Genomic DNA, 22794 nt, shown 5'->3' with positions numbered 1-22794 from the left:
GTTTTCTCAACTCCCTACGGTCGTCCCCCCGGTCCCCCCGCGTTAGGATAGAGAGTAGATAGTAGTCTCCCCTTCAGCCTATCCTCTTCACTCTTCCCCGATCCAATCCTGAGCGGGGACGACCGAAGGGAGCATGAGAAAGCCGCTAGGCTTTCGAGTAGTCCCCTGGCGGAGAGTGTGGAGGGAAGGCAGTGGATCCACGCTTTTAACAAGAGGTCTGAGGCTTTCGGATCCCCTGTCTCTGACGCGAGACGGCATTGCGGGATCCCACGACCATCCCTCCTCCTAAACCCTTATCCCCCTCCCCCTCCAGTCGGGGGCATGGCCGGAGAGAAACAGTATGAACGCGCCTACTTCGCGGCAGGATGTTTCTGGGGTGTCGAGGCGGCGTTCAGGGAGGTGAAGGGAGTGGTGGAGACCGCTGTCGGGTTCATGGGCGGCAGGACCGTGAACCCGACCTATGAGGAGGTCTGCACTGGGAGGACCGGGCATGCGGAGACCGTGGAGGTGGTCTTCGACCCGGAAGTGGTGGGGTATGCCGACCTCCTCGACATCTTCTGGGATATCCACGACCCGACGACGAAGAACAGGCAGGGGCCGGACATCGGCAGCCAGTACCGCTCTGCAATCTTTTTCCTGACGCCGGCACAGGAGGCCGCGGCCCTGGCGTCGCGGGAGAGGCTGGAGCGTTCGGGGCGGTATCCCCGCCCCATCGTCACCGAGATCGTGCCGGCGGGGCCGTTCTTCCGCGCCGAAGAGTACCACCAGCGGTACTATGCGAAGAAGGGGGTGGGGGGCTGCCGGATCAGATAAGGAGGTGGTCGGCGAGCACCCGCAGCCCGATCAGAATGAGGATGACCCCTCCGATGATCTCGGCACGCTCCCGGTTCTTTCCGCCGAAGACCGTCCCGAACCAGAACCCGCCGAGGGAGAGGAGGGCGGTGACGACCCCGATGATGACGGAGGGCAGGAGGATCGGCGACCCGAGGGCGGCAAAAGAAAGGCCGACGGCAAGGGAGTCGATGGAGGTCGCGATGGCGAGCATGAGGAGGACGGCGGCGCTGCCGAAGGCGATTTCCTCGCCGTCCTCGCCCTTGAGGCCCTCCATGACCATCCTGCCGCCGATGAAGGCGAGGAGGATGAAGGCGATCCAGTGGTCGATGCCCGAGATGAACGCGTACAGGAGCGTCCCGGCAAACCAACCGGCGACGGCCATCCCTGTCTGGAAGACGCCGAAGAGGAGGGCGAGGACGAGTGCGGTCCGCGCCCGTCCCTCCCTCACGGTCACCCCGCCAGCGATGGAGACGGCGGTGGCGTCCATCGCGAGACCGACCGAGATGAGGAGGACTGAGAGGAGATCCATGGTCCTGTACGACGTCGGCGCCCGCACTCATAACCCTGCGGTCGATACCACCACATCCTTTAATGCAGATCCCGTCTACGTCCGGCTATGCCGAAGGAGACAGAGGCGGAGCGCAGGGTCGAGGAGGGCGACGCCTTCATCAGGCAGGGCAACAGGCCGGCGGCGTCGGCCCGGTACAGAGAGGCCCTCGGACTGGACCCGGCTCATGCCGGGGCCCTGTACAGGCTCGGCATCATCCATGAGGAGGACGGGGAACCTGACCTGGCTGTCATCTGTTATGACGGCATCCTCGCCGAGAACCCGGACGACCCCGAGGTCTGGATCAGGCGCGCCCATGCCCTCATCGCTGCGGAGGACGTGGATGGTGCCGTGGAGAGTGCACGACATGCCGTGGAAGTCGGCAAAAGATATGCCCCTGCCTGGTACCTCCTGGGCGTGGCCGAGAAGATGCGCATGAACCTGCACTCGGCACTGGAGGCGTTTCACCGGGCGGCCGAACTCGAACCCGCCAACCCGGACTGCTGGTTTATGGCGGGGGTCACTCTCGACATGATGTTCAGGCACGAGGACGCGGTCGCCGCCTATCGCCGGGCCCTGGAGATCGCACCCTATCACCTGGAGGCCCGCAAGGCGATGGCCTATGCCCTCATCCTGCTGGGGAGGTTCGAGGAGGCGGTGGAGGAGTGCGACAGAATCCTCGAACTCTGCCCGGACTATGCGCCTGCGGTCTATATCCGGGGGATCGCCCTGCGCGGGAGAGAGGCGGTGGAGTACGGGGGCAGGTGTGTCTAGAGGTAGAGGAAGCAGTCCCCCTCGACGGCCCGAAGGCCCTCAGATCTCGACGAGTTCATAGTCGGCAGACCCGAGGCCGATCTCCTCGCCGTACCTGACCTGGATCATGCCGTCGCTGTATGGGTTCACCCCCCTGAACTTGTCGGCGCCGGGCTCGCGGTTGCCGAGGAGACGATTGCCGGCCATGCCGGGTTGGGCATTGACGAGGTCGAAACTGGCGGCGTCGATGGCGACCGGGTCTGTCGAGGCGAGTATCCCGATGTCCGGGACGATCGGCCTGTCGCTCCAGGGGCAGCAGTCGCAGTCAGGCGTGATGTTCGTCAGGACATTGAGGTACCCGACCCTCCCCGCCTTGTCCTTCACCGCGCCGAGGGCGTACTCGGTCATCATCTCCATGAAAGGGACGAGTCCCTCCTTCCAGTCGAAGTCGATCGCCCCGTTCGGGCAGACGGTCATGCACTCGCCGCAGCCGATGCACCGCGTCGTCGTGAGGGTGATGCCGCCGGGCCCGCCCTCCAGGGCGCCTGTCGGGCAGACCCTGGCGCAGGTGGCGCACTCCGCACAGGCGCCCGCCTCGATGAGGGGGACGAGGCCCTGGTGCTGGTCCATCTTCCCCACGGCAGGGGCGCACCCCATCGCCAGGTTCTTGATTGCCCCGCCGAATCCTGCCATCCCGTGCCCCTTCACGTGGGAGAGGACGATCATGCTCTCCGCGTCCAGGATGTCGCCCGCGATCTTCACCCTGGAAAAGTGCTTCCCGTCGATCCCGACCTCCCGCCAGTTCTGCGAGTGCAGGCCGTCGGCGATGACGATCGGGGCCCCTGTCACCTCGTAGCCGAACCCGTGGCCGAGCGCCGTGGAGATGTGGTCGACGGTGTTGTCCCGCTGCCCCGAATACAGGGTGTTCGTGTCGGTGAGGAAGGGGTTGCCCCCGGCGTCCCTGATCCTGTCGACGACCTGCCGCACCCAGACCGGAGAGACGAAAGTGTCGCATCCCTCTTCGCCGAAGTGGAGTTTTACCGCGGTCAGGTCGCCCTCCTCGATGCAGGAGGCGAGGCCCGCGGTGTCGAAGAGTCTCCGTATCCGTGTGATGGTGTTCTCCCGGCCGTTGCCAAGGCCGATCCGCGCGAAGTAGACCCTGCTTGTCATGATACCAATCGTCTATCGATCACATTCTGGAAAAAGGTGGTGCAGGGGCGGGTCGCCCCCGCTCAAAAAAGAGGGATCAGGTTCTGGAGAATTCCTCGCGTACGCGATCGCTTCCAGAAGAGGTCACTGTCGAATTCACGTTCCGGAGTGTTGGTGGCGGGGGACTACCGCCCCCGCGCCCCCGGTGCAGGATAGAGGGGATGACAGTCTCCTCTTCGTAATGCCGGGTTTGCCATTCCTGGGTTCAATCCTGAGCGGGGGTCCGGGGGCGTAGTCCCCCGGGAACTGTAAAAACTACAGATGTGTTTTTCAACGAACCGCTTGAAACTTCGTTTCATGAGTGATTTTCCAGAGTCCTACTTCAGTCCTCGGTGATCCACCGGTACAGCAACGCCGCCACGACGGCGCCGATGACAGGGCCGATGACGTAGATCGGGAAGAGGCCCCAGAGGTTTGTCCCGCCGAGGACCATGTTGCCGAGGTATGGCCCGAAGGTACGGGCCGGGTTCAGGGACGACCCTGCGATGTTCCCGGTCGTCGTGATGATCCCGGCGACGGTGAGGCCGATGACGAGGCCTGCAAAGCCGGGCGGCGCTTTTTTGTCCACGGCAACCCCCATGATCGCGAGCATCAGGAGGAAGGTGCCGATCGCCTCGACAAGGACCGCCTGCGAGAAGGAGATGCCGGGGAAGGGTGCGGTCGCGCCGAGGCCGCCGATCGTGACGGCGTCCATCCCTGCGCAGGCTGCAAAGGCGAAACTCGCGCCGGCGGCGCCGATGAGTTGGGCGGCGATGTAGGGGACGACCTCCCGCGCCGGGAACATCCCGGCAGCCCAGAGGGCGATCGTCACCGCCGGGTTGATGTGCGCCCCGGAGACCCTGCCGAGGGCATAGATCACCGCGGCGATCGCGATGCCGAAGGCGAGACCGATCGCAAGCCAGTCGCCGAGGCCGCCGAGGGCGCCGATCCCGATGTTGAAGGGGTTCGGCGTCTCCGCACCATGGGCGATCATCAGGGTGACGGCCGCGGCGCCCGCGCCGAAGAAGACCAGAACGAATGTCCCGATCAGTTCGGCGATGCTTCTTTTCAGGAGGGAGACCATGGTCTCTCACTCCTGAAGGGCCGCATGGCATTCCGGACAGAGGATCCTCGGGAGGGCCTTCTTCATCTTCTGTGCCGGGAAGGGGTATCCCCCTTCCCAGAGGTCCACGTCGTCCCGGATCATGTGGTCGGTGCAGAGGCCCATGCCGCAGACGATACAGATCCCCGCGGCCTCGGTCGTCTTCCCCTCCTGTGCGCAGATATAGCATTTCATCGCACTCACCCGCGGCGATGCCCTCAGACCGCCTCTCTCCACTGGCAGTACTCGTGCCTGAAGTCGACCATCGAGGCCGAGGCGCAGTCCTTGCAGGCCCGCACCGGGGCTGCGATCTGCTCCGGGTGAAGGGCGATGATGTTCGTCATCATCGTCGCCGTCACCGGTTCGCTCGTCAGCAGACAGGGGTAGTCGGCGAGGCGCATCAGGGCCGAGTAGCGTACGGTGATCGCCGAGGCCGGATAGGCGTAGCGCTGCGGGTTCATGATCACCTCACTCTCATGGATGGGCGCGAGGTCCACAGGGAAGCCCGCAGCCTTTGGAGTCAGCAGGTCGCCGGACCCGTTCCTCTTCCTCCGTGCGGCGTCGAGCATCCGCCAGCCGCGCCAGATCATGTCCATGAAGTCGCAGTTGTGAAGCTCGGCCGCGGCGCCGCGGGTGGGGTACAACTGCACGAAGTTGTGGAAGCGCTTCGTGAGCAGGTCGACGACCATCGGGGCGTTGAAGCCGTCGAGTTCGAGGATGTACTCGGTCGCCGCCGCCGACGAACCCGTGGCGATGGATAGAAGTTGGTACTCGCTTTTGACCGTGTCGAGGGCCGACCGCACGCTCCTGTCCATCACCTCGGTCACCGCCTCGATGATGCCCATCACCATGTCGTCCTTGCACATGTTGAAGGTGGACTGGGCGATGTGGTGCGCAATGTCGCCGACGCAGTAGGCCGGGACGGTGACGATGTTGCCGTAGTGGACGCCGCCGTCGATCGCGGCCTTCACGAAGGGTGTGATGTCCTTTTTGTACCCCTCCATGTACTTCGCCGGGTCGAAGGAGGTCATCCCCGCCTTCTCCATCAGGTCGGCCTGCGCCCTGACCGGGTGGTCGTAGATCGCCTGGAGCTGTTTGACCTCCTGTTTCGTGGCGTCGGCAAGGGTGTCGCCCGCCTCCACGGCCTGTGCGAAGACCTCGCCGATGCCGTACGAGGTGTTCATGCCCCAGGACTTTGCCGCCAGGATCGCCTGTTTGTGTTCTGTCGGGATCTTGACGGTCTGGAGGATCTGGTTGACGACATTGGAGGTGCTGCCCGGTATCAGGGCGAAGTCGACGACGCAGGTCGGGCCGTAGAAGCCGGCATACCTCCTCGCCGCCTCGCGGCCGATGAGGGCTTCGGACTTCCCGATCGCCTTGATGAAGGCGTCCATGCTCTTTCTGAACGTCGGGTCCTCGGCATAGAGGATTTCCAGGACCGCAGGCGTCTGGTAGTGTTCGACGAAGGGGTCGTCCTCTGGCCTGACATAGTCGGTGAGCGCGGAGAGGTTCCGATAATGGGCCTTCACCGACTCCGCATGGAGGTCGATCACGGCCTTGCTCTGCCCTTCACCGGCCTTCATCTTCGCCGCGGCGTCGACGTAGGCCTTGCCGTCTTTCACCTTGAATGCCGTGCCGCGCTTCTTTTTGATCGTCTCCACGTCGGCGCGCTGCGCCGCCATGGCCTCGTCAAGAATCTTCGTATAGATCTCTTTCATGCTTTTCTCCTCCTGCAAAATGGTCGCATCTTGCTCCCACTCTTCTGGAAGCTCTGGTCTCGGCAGTGTGCCGGTATCAAACAAATTGGGTCGAGCGAATGACTGAGAGAAACTGAATGCCGGATGGTGTCTCTGTGCCTCCCCTACCGCTCTCTCAGGGTCTGGCCTGTGGTGACGCCTGCCTTTTCGTGCAGCCGCCTTGTACTTTCACCTCCTTACAAAGCGTGAGTGGTTCAGCCATTCACATAATAGTTTCCATCGGGGTATTGTCCCTGCATGGACTCTTCTGTCATGAAAATACGAGGCAAAATCCGGACAATTTCCAGCCTCACTCCCTTCCCCTCCCCGATACCAGGGAGGCCGGGAGAGGGGATGACATTACCTTCAATCATATGTGGGCTCAGAGGGGGTTGAGTCCTGCCGGATTTCACCCTGTTCCGCACACGGGCCCCGGTCTGCCCGGATCGCCGGATCTCCTCGATATGGCCCTGAATGGAAGGCTTGATCCCCTGATTGGGGGCAGATACAGGCGTATTTGACCTGGGCGTGTCCCGGGGATCCCCACCCTCATGCCGATATGCAGGCACCAATGGATAGGATGAGGGGGATTTTTACAGAGCCTGATTTTCTCTGTTAGCCTCACAGTTTCGATCAAAAAAGAGGTGGACGGCCCCTTTCCAGAGCCACTTCTTCAGGATCTGCGGATCGTTGCTCACGCCCGTTTCTCGCCGATCCGGCCTTCCGCGGCCTTCAGGACCATGCCGATCATCTCGGGATATGAGACCCCGGCGATCTTCGCCATCTTGGCAAGGTGGCCGTCCCAGCACCATCCCGGATTCGGGTTCACTTCAAGGAGTTTCGGTTCGCCGTCGGTCGAGAGCCGCCAGTCGAGGCGGGTATAGTCGCGGCTGCCGAGCCTTCTCGTCATCTGCACGCTCCACTCGATGATCTGTTTCTCGGTCTCCTCAGGGAGGTCGGCCTTGATGGAGGTGATCTTCCAGTACGGCGAGTCCTGGACCCACTTTGCCTCGTAGCCGCAGATCCTCGGTAGTTCGGGCGGGAGGGCAGAGTAGTCCTCCTCGATGATGGGCAGGACCGTGTACGACTCGGGTGGGTTGCCGATGATCCCGACAGAGAGGTCGGGGCCGGTGAGGTACTCCTCGACCAGGATCGGCTTCTCGAACCCGAAACGCGACCTGATCGCCGAGATCGCACGCGTCAGGTCTTCGAACGAATACGCGACGCTCTTCTCGGTGATCCCGAAACTCGAGTCCCCTGAGTTGGGCTTCACGATCGCGGGCAGCCTGAAGGGGATCTCGTAGGCGATCTCCTCGCCGCGGACGAGCACCGCCTCGGGCACCGGGATGTGCATCTCCCGCGCCACGCCCCTGACAAGCGACTTGTCGTAGCAGAACGCAAGGCACTGGGGGGCTGAGCCGGTGTACGGGATCCCCAGGATCTCGAGGAGGGCAGGGACATGCAGTTCCTTCCAGGGGTCGTTGAGGAAGCCCTCGTCGCAGAGGTTGAAGACATAGTCGGTCTTGCTGCGCACCCTCTCCAGATCGGCGATAAGGGTCTGGTGGTTGTCAAGGAAGGCGAAACGGTAGCCTTTCACCTGCTTCAGCGCCTCTTTGAGCCGGTTAATGGTGTCATAGTCGTCCTCGTCGAAGACGCAGTCCGGCTTGATGTCGTCCCTGAGGCGCGGGTCGCCGAAGATGACCGTCACCTGCCGCACGTCAGAAGCCGCACCCTTTGCAGGCTCTGTCCATGCCTTGGCGATCGTGCCGGTGACGACGATCCGCCTTTCCATCATGCCGAGGTCCTGGTTCCGTGCCGACTCGGTCGCAATCTCGCCGTGCCTGCCGATGTCGGAGAACCCGGCCGAGGAGATGAGTTCTTCGATTTTTTCTCCGGTGTACAGCCGCTCTGCATAGAACTGGTCGGCGATCACCCCCTTCTCTACATGGGTGATCACCTCCCGGGAAATGAGCCGCGCCCCGTCTGCCGAGAGGGACCGCTCCCTGCATACGAAGTGTTTTTTGTCGATCCATTCCCAGGAACGCTTCTGGAAGTTGTCCCTGAGATATCCGCCGTCAGAGATGTCGATGAGCACCCTGCCATCCGGTTTGAGCACCCGTGCAACCTCGGCAAGCACCAGGCGGTCGTCCTCCCCGCTCTCAAAGTAGCCGAAACTGTTCCCGAGAATCATGACGGCGTCGAAGGTGTCGGTGCGATACGGGAGACGCCGTGCGTCCCCTTCCTTGAACCTGACATCCAGCCCCTCCTTCTTTGCGGAGGCCCGCGCCTTCTGGACCAGGTAATGGGAACGGTCGAGCCCTTCGGCGGCAAAGCCGCGCCGGGCCAGTTCGAGGGTGTGGCGCCCCTGTCCGCAGCAGACATCGAGGATACGGTCGTCCTTCCTGAGGCCGGCCGCTTCTGAAAAGAGGTCTATCTCCTTTACCGTCAGGGTGTCGTCGCCGACCACGTCGCCGTCTGTCTTGAGGTAGAGGTGGTTGAAGATCCCCCGCCACCACTCCGGCGGGACATGGGCTTCGAGGTTGTTCACCGGACCAAGCGACCGCTCCTGCACTTTTTTCTTCTTCCCGTCCGAAATGGAGGTTGGCTTTCGTTTGTTCATTGAGGCAGCACTCCAGCATGCACATATGGTCGATCCAGCCCGGATTTTTCCGGGTACAGGTGGTATGCCCGGTGCGGTACTGAAGATCCCATCTGCTATCGTGGTGGATGGTACTACATAGGGTTTTGCCGGAGGCCTGGAGGCGAACCCCTCATAATGCCGCTTCCTGGCCCGTGCAGGCAGGCCCCCGGCAGGAGCGCGTTCCAGGAAAAAAGAGAGCAATCAGGGCGCGCCCTGACCGCTGCTTCCGGCAGGTGCCGGCGGAGTGAAGACCCTCATGCCGAGTTCTTTGTCGAGCATGAGAAGGGCGTTCGTGTCGGTGCCGACCCTCTTCAATTTGCCCAGGATCTCGGTGTCGTTCTCCTCTTCCTCGACCTGCTCGTCCACGTACCACCGCAGGAGGTTGGAGGTGGCGTGATCCTTCTCTTTTGCGGCAATATCGACGAGGTCGTAGATCATCTTCGTTACCTTCTGCTCATGGGCATAGGTGGCCTCGAAGATGGCGAGGGGGGAGTCCCAGCTGTTTGGCGGCGCCTCGATCGGGAGCATCGTCAGTCGCCCTCCCCGTGCACCACAGTAATCGAAAAATTTCATAGCGTGGAACTGTTCCTCCTGCACCTGGACCCGCATCCAGTTCGCAAAGCCGGGCAGGTTCTCCGCCGAGAACCAGGCCGCCATCGAGAGGTAGAGATAGGCTGAGTAGAGTTCCCGGTTGATCTGCCGGTTCAGCGCCTCAAGCATCGTGTGCGAGATCATGACATCACCAGACTTCCCCTGGGAGAGACAGGATATATAGTTTTTGAAGGGGCCGATCCCCCTGATGGGCGATTGGCGGCGGTATCTCTATGTCCTCTCCTGGAGAATGGCCCTGATCGTGTGTTCCCGTTCATCCTGCCCGATCCCGCCCATCGCTGGCCAGGGGTCGGCCGGGGCCTCCTCCTCGTAGAAGACGCCGAGGGCGATGGGTGCGTCGGTCGAGTAGTCCCATTCTCTTGCCTTGCCCATCGCCCCTGTCAGGTCGGCGGTATCGTGTCCTTCGAGGAGATAGACCCGGTCGTCGTAGTACTCCGTCAGGTTGTTGTAGGTGGCGCAGATCTGGAGCACGTCCACGAAGGAGAAGCCGCGGTGGAGGACAGCCGCCTTCAGCACCTCCCTGAGGTGGTCCATCTTCCGCGTGTATGTCCGGGCGACGAATGTCGCTCCCGATGCGAGCATCAGTGCGACCGGGTTGATCGGCCGCTCCTTAATGCCGCCGGGGGTGGACCGTCCCCTGAAGCCCTCGTACGAGGTCGGGGTGTACTGGCCGGTGGTCAGGCCGTAGACCCGGTTGTCATGGATGACAGCGGTGATGTCCTGGTTCCTCTTCGCTGCGAAGATGAGGTGGTCGAGTCCTTCGGCATAGGCGTCGCCGTCGCCTGCGCAGGCGACGACGGTGAGGCCGGGGTTTGCAAGTTTGATCCCGGCCGCCACCGGGAGGGTCCGGCCGTGGATGGCATAGAAACTGTTGACCGCGAGGTAGTCGGCGATCTTGGCATGGCAGCCGATGCCGCTGACGAGCACGAAGTCCTCGGCCCGCCTCCCCTCCTCTGCGAGGTCGGCGAGGACGTCCTTGAGGGCGTGTTCGATGGCGAAGTTCCCGCAGCCCGGGCACCAGGTGTTCTTCGCCCTGGTGATCCAGATCATGCGGTCACCCCCTGCAGGCGCCTCTCCAGCTCTTCGAGGGCGAAGGGTCGGCCGTCGTACTTCCCGACGACGGCGTCGGCCCTGATGCCGTGGAGGGACGCAAGACGGGCGAGCTGGCCGGTGATGTTCTCCTCCACCGCGACGATCCGCCCGGCTCCGGCAAGTGCGGCCTTCACCTGCGCCTCAGGGAAGGGCGAGAGGACGATCGGCCTGACCACCCTGAGGCCGAGGCGCCCTGCGGCCTCGGTGCAGACGCCGGCCGTCGAGCCCCAGCACAGGAGGGCGGTCTCTGCGCCGGAGTCGCCGGCGGTCGCCACGCAGGGGTAGCCTTCGAGCACCCGTGCGGCTGTCGTCCCTTTCTCCTGGAGTTTTTCTGCCATCCGCGCCACGACCGCCCCGTCCTCGGTGGTGATCCCGGCTTCGTCGTGGGCATAACTGTTCACCTTCACCATCGCCCCCGCGGTGCCGGGGAAGGCGAGGGGGGAGACCCCGCCTGTCCCGTCCCCATACCGCCTGTACTCCCCTGTCTCGTCCCAGAGGGATGACTCCAGCGCCGGCCTTTTCTTCGTCTTCCCGAAGGAGAAGATCCCCTCGCCGAGGTTCTTGTCGGTGAGAAGAATTGCCGGAGTCTGGAACCACCAGGCAAGGTCCATCAGGGCGCCGGCCCAGTACCATGCCTCCTCGGACGTGCCCGGTGCGGCGACGAGCCGCGGGAACTCGCCCTGCCCTGCGGAGAGGGCGAAGAGGAGGTCTCCCTGGGCCGAGTATGTCGGCACGCCCGTGCTCGGGCCTGGCCTCTGTGCCAGGACGACGAGCGCAGGGACCTCGGCCATGCCAGCCAGGGAGAAGCCCTCTGTCATCAGGCAGAACCCGCCGCCCGAGGTACCGACAGCGACGCGGCGGCCGGCATAGGCGGCGCCGAGGGCGGTGAGCATCACGGCGATCTCGTTTTCAGGGTGGACGACGCTGATGCCGAAACGGCCGGCAAGCCCTGCGAGGGTGTGGAGGATGCTCGACGAGGGTGTCATCGGGTAGGAGACATATCCCTCCAGACCGGCGTCGAGGAGGCCGAGGGCGATCGCTTCGTTGCCGGTGAGGGCCGGGATCGGTTCTTTGCCGGTCTCGGGAAGGCGCAGCACCTCCTGTGACGCTTCATAGCCGCGGCGTGCGACCCGAAGATTCGCATCCTGTTCCTTCGGGATCGCCCGCGCAAAGACGTCTTCGACCGTTTCCCAGGGGACCCCGCAGGCCTTGCAGAAGGCCCCGATAATCGCGGAGTTCCTGGTGATTGGCGGGGCCCTCTCCTCTGTCACGATGGCATCGAGGTCCACGCCGATCCCATCGCCCTTCACGACGCCGGCATCCCGGATGATGGTCCCGCCGGTACTTAAACGGTCTGCATGTCGCCGCACCGTTTCCTGGTCCATCGCAAGGAGGAGATCGACCTTCTCCCTGTGGCAGCGGACCTGCTCCTCTGCCGCCCTGATGACAGCAAAATTGTGTCCCCCCTTGATGAGAGAGGGATAGTCGTAATACATGTACGCCCGCAGCCCGCACGCCGAGAGGATGCGGACGACGACCGAACCTGCGATATTGATCCCTTCCCCTGCCTTTCCACCGATGAGTACGGAGATCTCCTGCATCTTCAGCCCCACCCGGAGAGGTGAAGAGTTCCAGATATAGTTTTGCCCGTTTCGGCACAATGCTCAAATAGAGGAAATTCAAAGATGAAAGCATGAAACGCGTTGCTCTTATGCTTGTTCTGGCAGTACTGGCAGTTTTTGCCCTTTCTGCCGGATGCACCGGATCGTCGCCCGCGACGACCCCGACCCCGACCGCCACCCCTGCGACGACCGTGCCCACGCCGACCCAGACGGTCTCTCTCCAGCCTGAACCGACCGACGTCATGCCTGCCGATTACCTGGTCGCCGCACAGGTGCAGAAAGACCCGATCTACCGGGGCATCACCGTTACCTTCAGCGGCGGCCTCGGCCAGGAGAATGTGAAGGAGTTCATCGCCACCGTCACCCGTTCTGACGGCACGACCGAGACAAAGTCTCTTACCAAACCCTCGGGTAAATCTCTTTCGAAGGGGCAGAGCGTTGAGTTTACCGGAACGGCTGGCGACGACCGCGTCCAGGTCTGGGTCGTGATGGATAGGCCGCTGGGCAAGGACACACTGACGAAGTTCAAGATCTGGGACAATGTCCTCGACTCCACAGGGAAGAAGAAGTTTCCCTGATCATTCCTTTTTTCTGACCATCCACCTGAGCAGGACGCCGTCGTCGATCTTTTCGACACTCACAAGTTCAAGGCGCGGGAACGCGTCCTCCTCGACAAAGCCCTCTCCGTCAGCAGGTGTCGGTGCGTCCCTGCCGCCGATGACGATCGATCCGACATAGGTAATGAGTTCGTCGACAAGGCCTGCCCTGAAAAGCCCCCAGATGAGTGTCCCCCCTCCCTCGACCATCAACCGCCCGATGCCGCGGGCACCAAGTTCGTCCATGAGTCTCCCGAGGTCGACCCCCTCCTCACCTGTGACGATCACCTCTGCCTTCTCCCTGAGGGTGCTGACTCTTTCTGCGGGTGCGGACGCGGAGACCGCCACGATCCTCCGCCCCTCTCCCTTCATGAGGATGTCGGCGTCAGGCGGCGTCCGTGCCGCCGAGTCGACGATGATCCGCACCGGGTGTTCGTCACGCCCTCCCTGCCTGCGCGCGGCCTTCAGGTCCGCAGACTTGACCGTGAGGGATGGGTTGTCCGAGACGATGGTGCCGATCCCTACCATGATGCCGTCTGCACCGGCCTTGATGCGGTCGACGCGCTGAAAATCGTCTGTTCCTGAAATCTTCACCTGGCGCCGTTCTCGTGTCGAGATCTTCCCGTCGGCGCTCATTGCAAGGTTGACAAAGACATACGGACGCATGCTCTGAGGTTTTGATCCGCTCTGATTTATTGTGCGCGTATTCTTACTTTCAACGCCGTTATTTTTTGAAATAAAAAGAAGGCAATATATAATCGTTGGATTCACATTTCTGTGCGCATGATGTCGAGGGATTGGAATGCCCCCATGATTTCCCCCTGGGACCTGAGGCGGTGGCTGTACCTGATCGGGATCAATGGTCCACTCATTGGCCTTCTCGCCCTTATCGTCCTGTACTCCATCATGCAAACTGCAGGTTTCGCCATATCCTATCTCTACTATATCCCTCTCGTGATCGTGGCAACCTGGTACTCGAACAGGTCGATATGGACTGCGGCTGCACTCTCATCAGGGTACACGGCAGTGACACTCTTCCTCGCTTTCGGCGGGTATGCCGTTGACCCGATCGTCCTCTTTCTCTTCACTATGCTCTATCTCTGGGGGATGACGGCCGTCACCCTCTTTGGCGCCGGGTCCGGCAGAATTCCAGGCTCTATCCTGCAAAAAGGCCCTTCCTTTTTTTTCGACGCAAAAAGTCTCCAGATCACCCGGGCTGATCCTGCCCTCGCCGTGATCCTGGGTCTACCGGGTCACGAGATCTCAGGCATGTCTCTTGCCTCGCTCTGGGAAGACCGCACTGATCTGAAGACCTTCTGTGGGGTGCTGGAGAGGGGGGTTGCGGTCCTCCACTATGAGACCTTTTTCCATGACCCTTCGGGACGACCGGTGCCTGTGCTCCTTTCCTGCGTTCCCGGTACGCACGAACACCGCTGTTCGGTCCTTGATGTCGCCTCCTTGAAGGCATTCAGGGATGCACGTTCGGCCGGGGAGGCCGCGGTCAGGAGGTGTGCCGCAGAGGTCGAACGGCGGCAGGACTTTGTCACCACGGCGGCCCACGAACTCAGAACCCCTCTCCAACCGGTCTACGGCTACCTCTATCTCCTCCTTGAGGACAGGCAGAAGTACGGCCTCGATGACGAGGTCTGCCGTATCCTCGGTATCTGTATGGAGAATATCGGCCGCGAGAAGAATGCCGTGAACAGGATGCTGGAACTGAGTCTTCTTGAGGGGGGGAAAGTGCGGTGCGAGCGTGCTCCTATCGACCTTGCGGGTATTGTCGGCGAGGTGCTCGCCTGCCATGACTTTGGCAACGATGTGTCGCTGTCCCTCCGAATCCCGGAGAATACGGTGATCGATGCGGACCATGACCAGTTCTTCATCGTTCTTGAGAGCCTCATCACCAATGCCGTCAGGTACAGCGAACCCCCGAAGGTCGTCGAGATCTCGTACGCCGAGGACAGGGCAGCCCGGTATGTCATGGTGAAGGACAATGGCATCGGGATCGAGCCCGGGAAGATCAGGACAATATTCGAACCATTTTATCTTGTCGACGGGGAGAGGACGAGTCGGACCTTCAACAGGATGGGGCTCGGCCTTTCCATCGCCGAGAGATATGCCCGCCTGAACGGGGGGGAGATCCGGGTCGAGAGCGTGCCTGGTGAGGGGAGTACATTTACGATCGTCCTGCGGCAGGGAAACGATCATGGGGCGTAGGATCCTGGTCGTTGACGACGACCGCCTCACCCTTGAGATGGTTGCGCTCCTCCTTGAGCGAGGCGGGTACGAACCGGTCGTCTCAGGGAATGCTGCCGAGGCCCTCGGGATCGCCCGTGTCTCCCGGCCCGATCTTGTCCTCCTTGATGTGCTGATGGAACCGGTCGACGGATGGGAGTTCCTCGACGTACTCATGGCCGATCCCGCCCTCTCCCCTATTCGGGTGATGCTCTTCACCGCCTGCCCTCTTGTCGGTGGGGAGTATGAAAAATATCGCGGACATGTCGTGAAGGTCTTCCAGAAACCGGTGTACCCCCCGGAGTTGATGAGTGCTCTGGACAGATTTTTTGCCTGAAGGATCTTCAATCCTCATTTCATGACTCTGAAGTTCTCTTTTTTCTGTATCGTCTTGTCCCGGATCTGCACAATGTGAGATATCTATATATAGAAAAAAGGTCTTTTCCGGATCGTCACGGGGGTGACGGGTCGCGGTGCTGTCATTGGGGTGGTGTCGTACTCCGAATGCTCTCGATGGACTGTTGTTGTGAAAACAGGAGAGATAGAAGATGAAATATGTGCTCTGTATTGCTCTGGTGCTCTGCTCCCTGCTTCTCATCCCGGTCGGTGCGGTTCCGGCCGCCGATGAGGGAGACGCCGGTGCGTATCAAACCATGGACCTCAGGTCTGCGGAAAAAAGTGCAGTCCCTCCGCCCGATGCTGTTGTCAAGACACTCTATGCGGGGCGGACCATTCCTGTCGGCACTGTATCACTCTGGACCGAGGACGGTACTATGATGGTTGCCTATGCGACGACCGGAGGATGGGTCCTGAAGGAAGTGCACCTGCATGTGGACTGTGTCGAGGCCGGGGACGTTCCCGGCGGTGCCGACGAAAAACCGTCGAAGAAGGGGGGGGGCAGGTACGGACATGGATGGGAGAAGAATGCCGGCAGTGCTGGCAATAGCGGTTATCCTGTCCCCGATCAGGACGACGTCCCGCAGAACCGGAACGGGAACCCGATCGTCGGCCACTTCGAGCATAAGGTCTACTACCCTGATGGCGGGACGACCACAAGCGGCACCATCGACATGGGCCCTGTCGGCACCTGCGATGCCATGTACGTCGCCGCCCACGCCAAGGTCGCGCGCGGCGGGGAGTCGATCCCATTGCCGCCGCCCGGCGTCGTGACCTATCTCCCTGTCCGGAACAAGGGGGACGCCCCTGTCACGTTCTCCCTCTTCGCCGCAACCATCACGGGCGGGGGACTGGACGGCGTCTACCCGGCATGGTGCATTGACTATGACACTGCGATCCGGTCGGGAACCGGGTACACGGCGAGGTTCTACCCGGCCTACGGCCCCGACGTGCCCGGCCCTCTGCGGGACTATGAGGCGAGCGACCTCTCCTGGGAGGAGGTCCTGAACTGCATCGCCTACCTGATCAACCATAAGGACGGTTCGTACACCTTCTCGTTAGACGACCCCTTCTTCCCGGGCGAGACCGTCTCCTGGTCTGAATCAGGGAACTGGAAGGAACTTCAGGGTGCGATGTGGTGGGTCATCAAGCCCTCCCTGGTGCCGGAGAATATGACTGGCATGTCCTCCGGAGGTCAGATCAAGTGGGACAACAGGATCACCTATGCGATCCTCTCCTCTGCCCGTGCCGACGGGTGCACCTCCTTCATGCCTGGCTGCGGAGACCTTGCCGCTGTGATCGTCGACCCCTACTCGTCCGATGCGCCCGACACCCCGCGGCAGTTGATGGTCATCGAGGTGCCGGTACCCTGCGGGCCTTACGAGGAAGAGAGCGCCTGGGGGGCGATGGGCGATCCGCTCACCTATCCGTTCCCATGGAAGAACTGGGCGACCTATATCGTCTACACGGTGAACGGCAACGCTGATTGAACTCCATGCTGCCGGGCGAGGTCTTCCCGGCCGTCTTCTTTTTTCTCTGGAATGCGCGGTTTTGTCCCTCTGGTAGTAGGTGCCTCCTCCTCCCCTGCCCCGCATCCGAGAATTCTTATCGCTCGGTCGCACACCTGATACAAACGGGATATGTCGATGGATTTCAGTGCACTGTTCATGGACGCCGCGGCGTACACGCGGGATGCGTTCTCGGGCCGGTGGAAGGATGTGCTCATGCTGCTGGTCAGCCTCATCCTCTTCCCGGTCTTCTTCGGGCATCTTGTGCGGGTCATGCGGGGGGAGAAGTCCGCGCCATCGGTGGAGTGGTCGTGGCGGTCGTGTGTGGACGGGATCAAGCTCCTCGTGATCTGGTTCTTCTACACTCTTCCGGCGATTGTTGCCGGTATCCTGCTCTTCGGGTACGTCGCCGTCGTGTACGAGATGGAGGGCGTGACGGCGATCGAGCCCGTCCTGCCCGAGATCATCGGCGGCTTCCTTGTCGTCTTCGTCGTCTATATTTTCACGGCCCTGATAGCAAACCTTGCAGGAGTCAGGTTTGCACGGGAGCGGAGATTCTTTGCCGCATTTTCCGTCAGGAAGATCTGGGGGCTGGTCGACCGCATCGGTTTCTGGGACTATGTCATCGCGGTGGTGCTCATCTCGGCCTTTACGAACGCGATCGTTGCCGTCATCGCGCTCATCCCTCAGGACGCTGTCGTGTTCGTCCTTGAATTCCTGGCTTTCATCCCTCTGCTCATTTTTCAGGCGCGGTATTTTTCCCGCATCTACGACCTGGCGACGGAGTGAGGAGACCTCTCCCTCCTCCATGTCAAGTTATATTAACATGGCTCGCGAACACATGTACTTACACAGTCCATGGATCGAAGCCGTTTTTTCCTCTGTATTGCGTTGATCGCCCTTGCCGAGGCGGCTGTTTTCGGGGCAGCCTCGGTTGCTGGCTATGACAACCTTGCCGAGCTCTCCTTCTATGTCGCCCTCCTCCTGATGTTTGTCTGCCGGCAACGGGTGAAAGGGGTTCTCTGGGACGAGCGTCTGGAGAGGCTCGACGAGCAGGTGGCCCTGAAGACCCTGCGGGTCGCCCTGTTCCTGATGCTCTTTTTCGGGGCTGGCTTCGTGGTCTCCGGTCTCCTGCTTCAGCTGGAGCGGGCCGTAAACGATGGGTTCTTCCTGCTCTCCCTCTCGGGCGGGATCATCCTCCTGTATCTGATTTTCTGGATCCTGGCGATGAAACCGTACTGGAGCGAGGGTGAGGATGAATAATAGGCTCAAGGTGTACCGGGCGATGCACGACCTCACACAGGAGCAGCTGGCCCTGGAATTGGGGGTGACGAGGCAGACGATCATCGCCATCGAGAAGAACAAGTACGACCCCTCCCTCGATCTCGCCTTCAAGATCGCCCGCTATTTCGGCGTCGCAATCGAGGACGTCTTCAGTCCTGCCCCTCCTGACGGGGACTGAGGGTTACCCGGCTCCGGCGGTATCGATTCGCCTTTTTTGAGATTCTGATCGACATTACACGCGGAGGGGAAGGCCCCGCGGTTCCCTCCTCTCAGGACACCCTTTGGATAAGGGTTGGATGGCAATCTTTCTCCTCAGGATCTCCGGTTCGCTCTTCCCGGGACCAATCCCGAGAAGACAGAACAGGAGATCATGAGGAGAGAGAACGATCCCACTCCTATCCTCATTGGTGGGCGCGGGCGGAGTGATCCTGAGTCGCCCATCACATTGTGTATCCTAACGTCTCCGGAAACGATCAAAAAAGTACCGCGTCGAAAAACCGGGACGCCCGATCGCTACGCGAGTGAAGTGGTGATGTGCGTGCGGTGCGGTCGGGCGAGTGTCCATCTCTGGTGATAGCGAACCGGCGGTCCCCACGACCGCCCGGTCAGGTGTGTGTTCTCCTGTCTCAGATGAGGCCGAAGAGCATGCTGATGATCGCCATGACCGCCGGAGCGATGAGGGCCTTGCCTAGGGGGAGGTCATGGGCGTGGACAAGGCCGTAGGCCTCGATCACGACCGACCAGACCAGGACGACGAAGCCGACGATGACGGTGACGGCCATGGCCGGAGCCATCGCGCCGAGTGCCGCCGGCCCGGCCGTGGCGATGGCGTTGACGTCAGGGTGGTAGATGAGAAAGACGGCGAGTGTCAGGAGGCCTGCGAAGATCTGCGGAAGGTTTGCGTAGCCGACCGTGGAAAGCGTCGACTTGAACGACCCGGTGCCGCCGAGGAGTTTCACGATCCCGTGCATGACGAGGGATCCGATCGCCCAGGCAAAGAGCATCACGACGACCACGACAAGAGCGGCGCCGCCGCCGGTGATCAACTGCATCATGGCCGGGTCGACGTCGGGGACATCGATCGTCATTGAAGACGCCATGAGGTAGGCTCCTGCTCCAGCGATGAGTGCTGAAACGAGGACAATCAGTGCAGGGAGACCGATTCTCTCCCTTCCTGCACCCAGCGCTCCGAAGAAGCGGTTCGGAGCGATGAGGACGTTAATAAGGGAAGCATCATTATCCATTATCTATTCACCTGGAGAGGGGTCGCCTCTGCGGCCCCTGCTGCAGATCAATGTACGTCCTGTGTGACTATATGAATACTTCTATTGACAAATGGTAAGTTATTAAAGACAAAATGTACATAGTATTTTACACGCATGCGGGGCAGGGGCCCCGCGCTGGAGTTATACATATGCATCGTACTGGCCTTGCCCTTATCATCGGGCTGATATTTCTCGTCTGCGCCGCACCTGCTGCGTCTGCCTTCGAGGCTTTAGACGAAACGACGGACAAAACTGTATCGCAGGCTTCGGTTTCGGTTACGAAGACCACTGTCGAACCGGGATCCCTCATGCCCGGCGACATCGCCACCGTCAGCATCGAGGTGACCAATAGCGGTGCCGAGGCCGTCCAGATCACGCGCACCTTCCTGCGGGACACAATGCTCCCCTCCATCGGCGAACAAACCTCCGGAGGTATCATCAGTGCCGGTGCAAAGCAGACCTTCACCTACACCGTGAAGGCCGACACGAACACCCACACCGGCACCTACTATCCCTGGTTCTACATGGAATTCCGGGAAGGCGGCAGCCTGAGCACCCACATCCCGGTTCAGGTCGACGAGACCCCGGCAACCATCCTTGTCACCTCTCGCCCTGACTCCTTTGTCGAGGGCAAGAAGGAGCAGATCAAACTGGTCATCGGCAACCCCCGCTCCTCTGCGATCAGCGGCGTCTCTGTCGTGCCTGTCGGCGACGGGATCGAGGCCGTCCAGACCGGTCACTTCGCCGGCGCCATCCCGCCCTCGGGGACCGCCAACCTCACCTTCGACGTGACACCCACGAAGGAGACCACCCTCGGCTTTGAGGTCACCTACCGCACCGGCCCGAACACCCACACCACGCGCACCGAGATCCCGGTGGTCTTTGGCGATGCCAAGACGATGGCCCACCTGGTCGTGAATAACATCGAGGTGAAGGGCGGGTTTGGTTCGTACTCGATCAGCGGCGATGTCACCAATGCCGGTCTCACCACCGCGCGGGGTGTCGTCGTCACCACCGGCAACCCGGCCGTGCCCGAGAACCCGTACCCCGAATATGTCCTTGGCAGCCTTGAGGCCGATGACCTCTCCAGTTTCGACCTCAACTGCCGTGTCGAGAACGCCACCCAGATCCCCCTGCTGATCTCGTTCAGGGACGCGGACGGCACCCTGTACACGCAGTCGACCACCGTTTCGCTTGACAAAGCGGGAGGATACGTCCAGAAAAAGGCCCCCACGGGTGCGGAAGCCGATGCCAGCGGTCTCCCCCTGCCTGTCATCGCCATCCTCGGCGTTCTCGCCGTCCTCGCCTGCGGACTGATCGTGAAGAAGACCGGTCTGATCGACGACCTGAGGAACTCACGGAGGCCATGATGGACGAGGAGGCGGTCATCAGCCTCAGGGACGTCACGAAGATCTATCCCCTGGCCGCGGGAGATGTCACATCTCTCGACCATGTCTCCCTTTCGATACCGAAGGGGGACTTCGTGGCGATCATGGGGCCGTCGGGTTCGGGCAAGTCGACTCTCCTGAACCAGATCGGCTGTCTTGACACCCCGACCGCCGGGGACGTCATCATCGACGGAGTGAACACGAAGGCCCTCTCCGACGATGCCCTCACCGAACTGCGGCGGGACTCCATCGGGTTCATCTTCCAGAAATTCAACCTCATCCCGGTCCTTTCGGCGCAGGAAAATGTGGAATACCCTTATATTATCAAAAACCGGCGGCGTGACGACGGCGGGAGGGCCGCTGCTCTCTTGGAACGCGTGGGGATCGACGCGGGTCATGCCACCCATACCCCGAACGAACTCTCGGGCGGGCAGCAGCAGCGGGTGGCGATCGCCCGGTCCCTCATCAATGACCCGGCGATCCTCCTTTGCGACGAACCGACCGGCAATCTGGACTCGACGACAAGCGTGCAGATCATGGAACTTCTTACTGAACTGAACCAGGGGGGGAAGACAGTGGTGATGGTCACCCACGATCCTTCCACGGCGACCTATGCCAACAGGGTGATCAGGATCAGGGACGGGAGGATTGAGGAGTCATGATCTTCACCGACATCTACATGGACCTTGCAAAGAGGAACGTGCGCCTCCACTTCCTCCGCTCCCTTCTTGCGGTGATCGGGATCGTCATCGGCGTCTTTGCAATCACCTCGATGGGGATCATGGGCTCTGCCCTCCAGGTGGCGGTGAGCGGCGACCTCGCCGAGAAGGGCGGGCAGTTGAGTATCTACCCCTCTTCGTCAGGGATGGGCGTCTTCGGGGTCTCCTCGGAGAAGAAACTCATCACCGAGCAGCAACTCACGAAGATCAAGAAGGCGAGCGGGAAGAACCCGGTCATCCCGTTCCGTTCGAGTTATGTCAGGTACGCGACGAAAGGAAAGGAAGGCTACGCCTCGATCTACAGCCTTGCACCCGAGGATCTCCCGCAGGTGCTGGAACTTGAGGAGGGCGTGATGATCCGGGGCGGGAGCCGCGCCCTTGTCTCGTCCACGATTGCGGAGGAGCACGACCTCAGGGTCGGGAGCAGGATCAAGGTCGGTGAGGATGAGCATGAGAAGAGCGTCCTTGTCGCCGGCATCCTGAAAGACACCGGTTTCGGGAGCGGGATCTCAACCTACAACTCGATCATCGTCACCGACCGCCTCTATGACGAACTGGAGGGGAAGGCGAATGGCTATGACCAGGTGCTGGTCATGGTCAGGGACATCAACGATATCGACGGCGTGAAGGATGCGATCGAGAAGAGCCTCAACGGCCGGAAGGAGACCGTGGAGATCATGGACATGCGGGGCCTGATCGAGTCGATCAACTCCATCATCGGCACGGTCTCCCTTGTGGTGACCGGCATTGCCGGGATCTCCCTCGTCGTCGCTGCGGTGAGCATCTTCAATGTGATGATGATGTCGGTGAACGAACGTATCCGGGAGATCGGCATCCTCAAGAGCATCGGTGTGAAAAGAGGCGAGATCAGCCGGATGTTCCTGTACGAGGCGGCGATCCTGGGCTTTATCGGTTCGGTGATCGGCGGCATCCTCAGTCTCCTCGGCGGCGGGGTGCTGATCATGGTCGTCCTCCAGGACATTTCGTTCTTCTTCAGCCCCCCGGTCCTCCTCAATGTGGTCTGGGGCATGCTGGTGGGGACAGGGGTCTGCGTCCTCTCGGGCGTGTACCCCGCCTGGAAGGCCTCGAAACTCTCCCCGATCGTGGCGCTGGCGGCCGAGTGACGGCCTCAGCCCTGCTTTCTTTTTTTCTGGCTCTGGAGAATGTCGATACGGGGGGCTTGCCTCTGGTATACTCCTCAGGGAAGGCAGTTAGTCGCCGTCCTTCCAGGGGGCAAAGCCCCCCGTTCCCCCCACCTTAGGATAGGGACAGGATG

At 61.4% G+C, this 22794-nt stretch carries 23 protein-coding genes; 12 read left to right on the top strand and 11 right to left on the bottom strand.

What is annotated here, in order from left to right; all coding sequences use genetic code 11:
* Window positions 1–321: 321 nt before the first annotated feature.
* Complete coding sequence (msrA, locus tag BP869_RS08025; protein ID WP_342678539.1) at window positions 322–813, top strand: peptide-methionine (S)-S-oxide reductase MsrA; 492 nt, start codon at window positions 322–324, stop codon at window positions 811–813.
* On the opposite strand, the gene BP869_RS08020 is transcribed toward msrA, so the two are convergent.
* Complete coding sequence (locus BP869_RS08020; RefSeq protein ID WP_342678537.1) at window positions 806–1390, bottom strand: manganese efflux pump MntP family protein; 585 nt, start codon at window positions 1388–1390, stop codon at window positions 806–808. The two genes, msrA and BP869_RS08020, sit on opposite strands and share 8 nt — an antisense overlap.
* 60 nt (window positions 1391–1450) lie before the next feature.
* Here BP869_RS08020 and BP869_RS08015 point away from each other — a divergent pair, with 60 nt between their 5' ends.
* Window positions 1451–2155, top strand: coding sequence for a tetratricopeptide repeat protein (locus tag BP869_RS08015; protein WP_342678535.1), 705 nt, complete (start codon window positions 1451–1453; stop codon window positions 2153–2155).
* A gap of 39 nt (window positions 2156–2194) precedes the next feature.
* Here BP869_RS08015 and BP869_RS08010 read toward each other — a convergent pair whose 3' ends face one another.
* From BP869_RS08010 to BP869_RS07975, 8 genes are all read right to left on the bottom strand, one after another.
* Window positions 2195–3304 (bottom strand): DUF362 domain-containing protein, encoded by a 1110-nt coding sequence (locus BP869_RS08010; RefSeq protein ID WP_342678533.1) that lies wholly within the window; start codon window positions 3302–3304, stop codon window positions 2195–2197.
* A gap of 361 nt (window positions 3305–3665) precedes the next feature.
* Window positions 3666–4406 (bottom strand): MIP/aquaporin family protein, encoded by a 741-nt coding sequence (locus tag BP869_RS08005; protein ID WP_342678531.1) that lies wholly within the window; start codon window positions 4404–4406, stop codon window positions 3666–3668.
* Between the two features lie 6 nt (window positions 4407–4412).
* Complete coding sequence (locus BP869_RS08000; protein ID WP_342678529.1) at window positions 4413–4619, bottom strand: DUF2180 family protein; 207 nt, start codon at window positions 4617–4619, stop codon at window positions 4413–4415.
* Between the two features lie 23 nt (window positions 4620–4642).
* Window positions 4643–6142 (bottom strand): DUF2193 domain-containing protein, encoded by a 1500-nt coding sequence (locus BP869_RS07995; protein WP_342678527.1) that lies wholly within the window; start codon window positions 6140–6142, stop codon window positions 4643–4645.
* A gap of 712 nt (window positions 6143–6854) precedes the next feature.
* Window positions 6855–8780 (bottom strand): methyltransferase domain-containing protein, encoded by a 1926-nt coding sequence (locus BP869_RS07990; protein WP_342678525.1) that lies wholly within the window; start codon window positions 8778–8780, stop codon window positions 6855–6857.
* Between the two features lie 222 nt (window positions 8781–9002).
* Entirely contained in the window at window positions 9003–9536 is a 534-nt protein-coding gene (locus BP869_RS07985) for a ferritin (RefSeq protein ID WP_342678523.1), read from the bottom strand.
* An 87-nt stretch (window positions 9537–9623) separates the two neighbouring features.
* Window positions 9624–10463, bottom strand: coding sequence for a thiamine pyrophosphate-dependent enzyme (locus BP869_RS07980; protein ID WP_342678521.1), 840 nt, complete (start codon window positions 10461–10463; stop codon window positions 9624–9626).
* Window positions 10460–12106, bottom strand: a complete 1647-nt coding sequence (locus BP869_RS07975) for a 2-oxoacid:acceptor oxidoreductase subunit alpha (RefSeq protein ID WP_342678519.1) — start codon at window positions 12104–12106, stop codon at window positions 10460–10462. Before BP869_RS07975 ends, BP869_RS07980 begins: the two co-directional genes overlap by 4 nt.
* 92 nt (window positions 12107–12198) lie before the next feature.
* Here BP869_RS07975 and BP869_RS07970 point away from each other — a divergent pair, with 92 nt between their 5' ends.
* Window positions 12199–12705: a hypothetical protein gene (locus BP869_RS07970; RefSeq protein WP_342678517.1), complete on the top strand. Its 507-nt coding sequence runs from the start codon at window positions 12199–12201 to the stop codon at window positions 12703–12705.
* Here BP869_RS07970 and BP869_RS07965 read toward each other — a convergent pair whose 3' ends face one another.
* Window positions 12706–13389: a 2,5-diamino-6-(ribosylamino)-4(3H)-pyrimidinone 5'-phosphate reductase gene (locus BP869_RS07965; protein WP_342678515.1), complete on the bottom strand. Its 684-nt coding sequence runs from the start codon at window positions 13387–13389 to the stop codon at window positions 12706–12708.
* Window positions 13390–13533: 144 nt separating this feature from the next.
* Here BP869_RS07965 and BP869_RS07960 point away from each other — a divergent pair, with 144 nt between their 5' ends.
* From BP869_RS07960 to BP869_RS07935, 6 genes are all read left to right on the top strand, one after another.
* Complete coding sequence (locus tag BP869_RS07960) at window positions 13534–14940, top strand: PAS domain-containing sensor histidine kinase (protein ID WP_342678513.1); 1407 nt, start codon at window positions 13534–13536, stop codon at window positions 14938–14940.
* A complete protein-coding gene (locus tag BP869_RS07955; RefSeq protein ID WP_342678511.1) occupies window positions 14930–15295 on the top strand; it encodes a response regulator in 366 nt (121 codons plus the stop codon). Before BP869_RS07960 ends, BP869_RS07955 begins: the two co-directional genes overlap by 11 nt.
* Before the next feature lie 211 nt (window positions 15296–15506).
* Window positions 15507–16844 (top strand): hypothetical protein, encoded by a 1338-nt coding sequence (locus BP869_RS07950; protein ID WP_342678509.1) that lies wholly within the window; start codon window positions 15507–15509, stop codon window positions 16842–16844.
* A 156-nt stretch (window positions 16845–17000) separates the two neighbouring features.
* Window positions 17001–17651, top strand: coding sequence for a DUF4013 domain-containing protein (locus BP869_RS07945; RefSeq protein WP_342678506.1), 651 nt, complete (start codon window positions 17001–17003; stop codon window positions 17649–17651).
* Between the two features lie 69 nt (window positions 17652–17720).
* Window positions 17721–18125: a DUF2178 domain-containing protein gene (locus BP869_RS07940; protein WP_342678504.1), complete on the top strand. Its 405-nt coding sequence runs from the start codon at window positions 17721–17723 to the stop codon at window positions 18123–18125.
* Window positions 18118–18324 carry a helix-turn-helix transcriptional regulator gene (locus BP869_RS07935; RefSeq protein ID WP_342678502.1) on the top strand — a complete coding sequence of 69 codons (207 nt, stop codon included), beginning with the start codon at window positions 18118–18120 and terminating at the stop codon, window positions 18322–18324. The genes BP869_RS07940 and BP869_RS07935 overlap by 8 nt, the downstream gene beginning before the upstream one ends.
* 448 nt (window positions 18325–18772) lie before the next feature.
* On the opposite strand, the gene BP869_RS07930 is transcribed toward BP869_RS07935, so the two are convergent.
* The gene (locus tag BP869_RS07930; RefSeq protein WP_342678500.1) at window positions 18773–19390 is read right to left on the bottom strand and encodes a Yip1 family protein; all 618 of its coding nucleotides are present in this window, start codon (window positions 19388–19390) and stop codon (window positions 18773–18775) included.
* 170 nt (window positions 19391–19560) lie between these two features.
* On the opposite strand from BP869_RS07930, the gene BP869_RS07925 reads away from it, so the two are divergent.
* From BP869_RS07925 to BP869_RS07915, 3 genes are read left to right on the top strand one after another with little or no spacing between them, the layout of a single operon-like run.
* Window positions 19561–20781: a hypothetical protein gene (locus BP869_RS07925; protein WP_342678498.1), complete on the top strand. Its 1221-nt coding sequence runs from the start codon at window positions 19561–19563 to the stop codon at window positions 20779–20781.
* Complete coding sequence (locus BP869_RS07920) at window positions 20781–21461, top strand: ABC transporter ATP-binding protein (RefSeq protein ID WP_342679123.1); 681 nt, start codon at window positions 20781–20783, stop codon at window positions 21459–21461. Before BP869_RS07925 ends, BP869_RS07920 begins: the two co-directional genes overlap by 1 nt.
* On the top strand, window positions 21458–22642 hold the full coding sequence (locus BP869_RS07915; RefSeq protein ID WP_342678496.1) for an ABC transporter permease: 1185 nt from the start codon (window positions 21458–21460) through the stop codon (window positions 22640–22642). The genes BP869_RS07920 and BP869_RS07915 overlap by 4 nt, the downstream gene beginning before the upstream one ends.
* Window positions 22643–22794: the final 152 nt, after the last annotated feature.

The organism is Methanofollis sp. UBA420 (assembly GCF_002498315.1).
GTDB lineage: Archaea > Halobacteriota > Methanomicrobia > Methanomicrobiales > Methanofollaceae > Methanofollis.
Note: the sequence above shows the minus strand (reverse complement) of the source record. Positions and strands in the feature narration are given on the sequence as shown.

What these genes read in the sequence shown, in the direction of transcription:
- BP869_RS07930 (WP_342678500.1), bottom strand. Translation starts at nt 19,390, where the DNA reads ATGGATAATGATGCTTCCCTTATTAACGTCCTCATCGCTCCGAACCGC.
- BP869_RS07920 (WP_342679123.1), top strand. Translation starts at nt 20,781, where the DNA reads ATGGACGAGGAGGCGGTCATCAGCCTCAGGGACGTCACGAAGATCTAT.
- BP869_RS07980 (WP_342678521.1), bottom strand. Translation starts at nt 10,463, where the DNA reads ATGATCTGGATCACCAGGGCGAAGAACACCTGGTGCCCGGGCTGCGGG.
- BP869_RS08010 (WP_342678533.1), bottom strand. Translation starts at nt 3,304, where the DNA reads ATGACAAGCAGGGTCTACTTCGCGCGGATCGGCCTTGGCAACGGCCGG.
- msrA (WP_342678539.1), top strand. Translation starts at nt 322, where the DNA reads ATGGCCGGAGAGAAACAGTATGAACGCGCCTACTTCGCGGCAGGATGT.
- BP869_RS07975 (WP_342678519.1), bottom strand. Translation starts at nt 12,106, where the DNA reads ATGCAGGAGATCTCCGTACTCATCGGTGGAAAGGCAGGGGAAGGGATC.
- BP869_RS07965 (WP_342678515.1), bottom strand. Translation starts at nt 13,389, where the DNA reads ATGCGTCCGTATGTCTTTGTCAACCTTGCAATGAGCGCCGACGGGAAG.
- BP869_RS07940 (WP_342678504.1), top strand. Translation starts at nt 17,721, where the DNA reads ATGGATCGAAGCCGTTTTTTCCTCTGTATTGCGTTGATCGCCCTTGCC.
- BP869_RS07925 (WP_342678498.1), top strand. Translation starts at nt 19,561, where the DNA reads ATGCATCGTACTGGCCTTGCCCTTATCATCGGGCTGATATTTCTCGTC.
- BP869_RS07955 (WP_342678511.1), top strand. Translation starts at nt 14,930, where the DNA reads ATGGGGCGTAGGATCCTGGTCGTTGACGACGACCGCCTCACCCTTGAG.
- BP869_RS08000 (WP_342678529.1), bottom strand. Translation starts at nt 4,619, where the DNA reads ATGAAATGCTATATCTGCGCACAGGAGGGGAAGACGACCGAGGCCGCG.
- BP869_RS07995 (WP_342678527.1), bottom strand. Translation starts at nt 6,142, where the DNA reads ATGAAAGAGATCTATACGAAGATTCTTGACGAGGCCATGGCGGCGCAG.
- BP869_RS08005 (WP_342678531.1), bottom strand. Translation starts at nt 4,406, where the DNA reads ATGGTCTCCCTCCTGAAAAGAAGCATCGCCGAACTGATCGGGACATTC.
- BP869_RS07915 (WP_342678496.1), top strand. Translation starts at nt 21,458, where the DNA reads ATGATCTTCACCGACATCTACATGGACCTTGCAAAGAGGAACGTGCGC.
- BP869_RS07990 (WP_342678525.1), bottom strand. Translation starts at nt 8,780, where the DNA reads ATGAACAAACGAAAGCCAACCTCCATTTCGGACGGGAAGAAGAAAAAA.
- BP869_RS08015 (WP_342678535.1), top strand. Translation starts at nt 1,451, where the DNA reads ATGCCGAAGGAGACAGAGGCGGAGCGCAGGGTCGAGGAGGGCGACGCC.
- BP869_RS07985 (WP_342678523.1), bottom strand. Translation starts at nt 9,536, where the DNA reads ATGATCTCGCACACGATGCTTGAGGCGCTGAACCGGCAGATCAACCGG.
- BP869_RS07945 (WP_342678506.1), top strand. Translation starts at nt 17,001, where the DNA reads ATGGATTTCAGTGCACTGTTCATGGACGCCGCGGCGTACACGCGGGAT.
- BP869_RS07950 (WP_342678509.1), top strand. Translation starts at nt 15,507, where the DNA reads ATGAAATATGTGCTCTGTATTGCTCTGGTGCTCTGCTCCCTGCTTCTC.
- BP869_RS07970 (WP_342678517.1), top strand. Translation starts at nt 12,199, where the DNA reads ATGAAACGCGTTGCTCTTATGCTTGTTCTGGCAGTACTGGCAGTTTTT.
- BP869_RS07935 (WP_342678502.1), top strand. Translation starts at nt 18,118, where the DNA reads ATGAATAATAGGCTCAAGGTGTACCGGGCGATGCACGACCTCACACAG.
- BP869_RS07960 (WP_342678513.1), top strand. Translation starts at nt 13,534, where the DNA reads ATGATTTCCCCCTGGGACCTGAGGCGGTGGCTGTACCTGATCGGGATC.